Consider the following 955-nt stretch of genomic DNA (forward strand, 5'->3'; position numbering starts at 1 on the left):
CGCGGGGTCGCGTGGGCGGGCAGGGCGTAGGGCGTGCTGGGTGCGTTGGTGCTCGCGCGGGGTCGCGTGGGCGGGCAGGGCGTAGGGCGTGCTGGGTGCGTTGGTGCTCGCGCGGGGTCGCGTGGGCGGGCAGGGCGTAGGGCGTGCTGGGCGCGCCGGCAGCCCGGCTCGGCGTGACGGGTGCGGCTGGGCCCTGGGCGCTGGGCGTGAGCTCGGCGTGGCTGCGCGCTGGTGGTCGGTGGCGTTCTGTTCAGCGGGCTCGCGAACGCGGCGCTGGCGGAGAACGGCGGCACGCCCTCCAGGGCATCGCCGCGGGGGCGCAGGTCGACGTCGAGAGCGGCCCTGTGCGCTCGGCGTGGCTGCGCGCTGTGCGCTGGGCATGCGCTTGGTGTGACGGCGATGGTTGCGCGCTGGGACAGGTGCGGGGTGCGGTTGGGGTGGCTGGGCTGGGCGCGCTTTGGCGTAACGGGTGCTGGGAGCGGTTGGTGGCTGGGCTGGGTTCTCGCTCGGCGTGACGGGTACTGGGCATGCTTGGGATGGCTGGGCTAGACGCCGGTCGAGCGCTCGCGCTGCCAGCGCGGCTCGCGGGCTGGGTTTGACCGCAGCCGGGCGCGCTACTCGTGCGATGAGCGCGCGGGGCCCGTGACGGGCCCGCTGGCGCGTGACGGGCCCGCTGGCGCGTGACGGGCCCGCTGGCGCGTGACGGGCCCGCTGGCGCGTGACGGGCCCGCTGGCGCGTGACGTGCAGCTAGGGCGGGATGGAACGGGCAGCCAGGGCGGGATGGAACGTGCGCTGGGCGTGTGGGGGGCCCGTGACGGGCGCACTGGGCGTGACGGGCGACCGGCCGCGCTTGGGCGTGACGGGCAGCTGGGCGCGATGGGCACGCTGGGCGCGACGGGCACGCTGGGCGCGACGGGCACGCTGGGCGCGACGGGCACGCTGGGAGTGCGAGGG

The organism is Actinoplanes sp. NPDC051346 (assembly GCF_040682215.1).
Classification (GTDB): domain Bacteria; phylum Actinomycetota; class Actinomycetes; order Mycobacteriales; family Micromonosporaceae; genus Actinoplanes.